The 3339-nt window shown below is 57.8% G+C and carries 2 rRNA genes (1 of these 2 only partly in view); both read left to right on the top strand.

Going from position 1 to position 3339, the window contains the following annotated elements:
- Nucleotides 1-236 precede the first annotated feature (236 nt).
- Nucleotides 237-1762: ribosomal RNA gene (locus tag AB0D12_RS40870) — 16S ribosomal RNA — on the top strand.
- 299 nt (nt 1763-2061) lie between these two features.
- Nucleotides 2062-3339: ribosomal RNA gene (locus tag AB0D12_RS40875) — 23S ribosomal RNA — on the top strand (it continues 1919 nt past the right edge of the window).
- The 16S and 23S rRNA genes sit together here, the layout of an rRNA operon.

Below are 3339 nucleotides of genomic sequence, written 5' to 3' on the forward strand. Positions count from 1 at the left end.
AAGGAAGCGTCCGTTCCTTGAGAACTCAACAGCGTGCCAAAAGTCAACGCCAGATATGTTGATACCCCGGCCTGTTTCGGCAGGTTCGAGGTTCCTTTGAAAGTCCTACCGGCCCGTGTGGCGGGTAGGCAATGACACAGCGAGGACGCTGTGAACAGTCGGTCTTATTCCGACCGGCTGTTCCGCTCTAAGTGGTGTTGATCCCGCGCTTTTAATTAAGCACAGTCGGGAAGACATTCATGGAGAGTTTGATCCTGGCTCAGGACGAACGCTGGCGGCGTGCTTAACACATGCAAGTCGAACGATGAAGCCCTTCGGGGTGGATTAGTGGCGAACGGGTGAGTAACACGTGGGCAATCTGCCCTTCACTCTGGGACAAGCCCTGGAAACGGGGTCTAATACCGGATAACACTCCTCCCTGCATGGGGAGGGGTTGAAAGCTCCGGCGGTGAAGGATGAGCCCGCGGCCTATCAGCTTGTTGGTGGGGTGATGGCCTACCAAGGCGACGACGGGTAGCCGGCCTGAGAGGGCGACCGGCCACACTGGGACTGAGACACGGCCCAGACTCCTACGGGAGGCAGCAGTGGGGAATATTGCACAATGGGCGAAAGCCTGATGCAGCGACGCCGCGTGAGGGATGACGGCCTTCGGGTTGTAAACCTCTTTCAGCAGGGAAGAAGCGAAAGTGACGGTACCTGCAGAAGAAGCGCCGGCTAACTACGTGCCAGCAGCCGCGGTAATACGTAGGGCGCAAGCGTTGTCCGGAATTATTGGGCGTAAAGAGCTCGTAGGCGGCTTGTCACGTCGGATGTGAAAGCCCGGGGCTTAACCCCGGGTCTGCATTCGATACGGGCTAGCTAGAGTGTGGTAGGGGAGATCGGAATTCCTGGTGTAGCGGTGAAATGCGCAGATATCAGGAGGAACACCGGTGGCGAAGGCGGATCTCTGGGCCATTACTGACGCTGAGGAGCGAAAGCGTGGGGAGCGAACAGGATTAGATACCCTGGTAGTCCACGCCGTAAACGTTGGGAACTAGGTGTTGGCGACATTCCACGTCGTCGGTGCCGCAGCTAACGCATTAAGTTCCCCGCCTGGGGAGTACGGCCGCAAGGCTAAAACTCAAAGGAATTGACGGGGGCCCGCACAAGCAGCGGAGCATGTGGCTTAATTCGACGCAACGCGAAGAACCTTACCAAGGCTTGACATATACCGGAAAGCATCAGAGATGGTGCCCCCCTTGTGGTCGGTATACAGGTGGTGCATGGCTGTCGTCAGCTCGTGTCGTGAGATGTTGGGTTAAGTCCCGCAACGAGCGCAACCCTTGTTCTGTGTTGCCAGCATGCCCTTCGGGGTGATGGGGACTCACAGGAGACTGCCGGGGTCAACTCGGAGGAAGGTGGGGACGACGTCAAGTCATCATGCCCCTTATGTCTTGGGCTGCACACGTGCTACAATGGCCGGTACAATGAGCTGCGATGCCGCGAGGCGGAGCGAATCTCAAAAAGCCGGTCTCAGTTCGGATTGGGGTCTGCAACTCGACCCCATGAAGTCGGAGTTGCTAGTAATCGCAGATCAGCATTGCTGCGGTGAATACGTTCCCGGGCCTTGTACACACCGCCCGTCACGTCACGAAAGTCGGTAACACCCGAAGCCGGTGGCCCAACCCCTTGTGGGAGGGAGCTGTCGAAGGTGGGACTGGCGATTGGGACGAAGTCGTAACAAGGTAGCCGTACCGGAAGGTGCGGCTGGATCACCTCCTTTCTAAGGAGCACTTCTTACCGGGCTTGCCCGGTCAGAGGCCAGAACACCGGCGAATGTCCGGTGCTGGTTGCTCATGGGTGGAACGTTGACTATTCGGCACGGTTTGCTGGCTTCACTAGTACTGCTTCGGCGTGGAACGTGAGAGTTGGTGGGTCGTGCCGGGCGCGCTGTTGGGTATCTGAGGGTGCGAGCGTGAGCTCGCCCTTCGCGATGCCGGCCCCAGTGAACTCGCTCGTGAGAGCGGGGTGATGGGTGGCTGGTCGTTGTTTGAGAACTGCACAGTGGACGCGAGCATCTGTGGCCAAGTTTTTAAGGGCGCACGGTGGATGCCTTGGCACCAGGAACCGATGAAGGACGTGGGAGGCCACGATAGTCCCCGGGGAGCCGTCAACCAGGCTTTGATCCGGGGGTTTCCGAATGGGGAAACCCGGCAGTCGTCATGGGCTGTCACCCACTGCTGAACACATAGGCAGTGTGGAGGGAACGAGGGGAAGTGAAACATCTCAGTACCCTCAGGAAGAGAAAACAACCGTGATTCCGGGAGTAGTGGCGAGCGAAACCGGATGAGGCCAAACCGTATGCGTGTGATACCCGGCAGGGGTTGCGCATACGGGGTTGTGGGATCGCACTTCAACAGTCTGCCGGCTGTTGGGCGAGTCAGAAACCGTTGATGTAGGCGAAGGACATGCGAAAGGTCCGGCGTAGAGGGTAAGACCCCCGTAGCTGAAACATCAACGGCTTGCTTGTGCGACACCCAAGTAGCACGGGGCCCGAGAAATCCCGTGTGAATCTGGCGGGACCACCCGCTAAGCCTAAATATTCCCTGGTGACCGATAGCGGATAGTACCGTGAGGGAATGGTGAAAAGTACCGCGGGAGCGGAGTGAAATAGTACCTGAAACCGTGTGCCTACAAGCCGTGGGAGCGTCGCTGTATGTGCTTGCACATGCAGTCGTGACTGCGTGCCTTTTGAAGAATGAGCCTGCGAGTTTGCGGTGTGTTGCGAGGTTAACCCGTGTGGGGAAGCCGTAGCGAAAGCGAGTCCGAACAGGGCGATTCAGTAGCGCGCTCAAGACCCGAAGCGGAGTGATCTAGCCATGGGCAGGTTGAAGCGGAGGTAAGACTTCGTGGAGGACCGAACCCACCAGGGTTGAAAACCTGGGGGATGACCTGTGGTTAGGGGTGAAAGGCCAATCAAACTCCGTGATAGCTGGTTCTCCCCGAAATGCATTTAGGTGCAGCGTCGTGTGTTTCTTGCCGGAGGTAGAGCACTGGATAGGCGATGGGCCCTACCGGGTTACTGACCTTAGCCAAACTCCGAATGCCGGTAAGTGAGAGCGCGGCAGTGAGACTGTGGGGGATAAGCTCCATGGTCGAGAGGGAAACAGCCCAGAGCATCGACTAAGGCCCCTAAGCGTACGCTAAGTGGGAAAGGATGTGGAGTCGCAGAGACAACCAGGAGGTTGGCTTAGAAGCAGCCACCCTTGAAAGAGTGCGTAATAGCTCACTGGTCAAGTGATTCCGCGCCGACAATGTAGCGGGGCTCAAGCGTACCGCCGAAGTCGTGTCATTCGTACA

It is taken from the genome of Streptomyces sp. NPDC048479, assembly GCF_040651435.1.
In the GTDB taxonomy this organism is placed as follows: domain Bacteria; phylum Actinomycetota; class Actinomycetes; order Streptomycetales; family Streptomycetaceae; genus Streptomyces.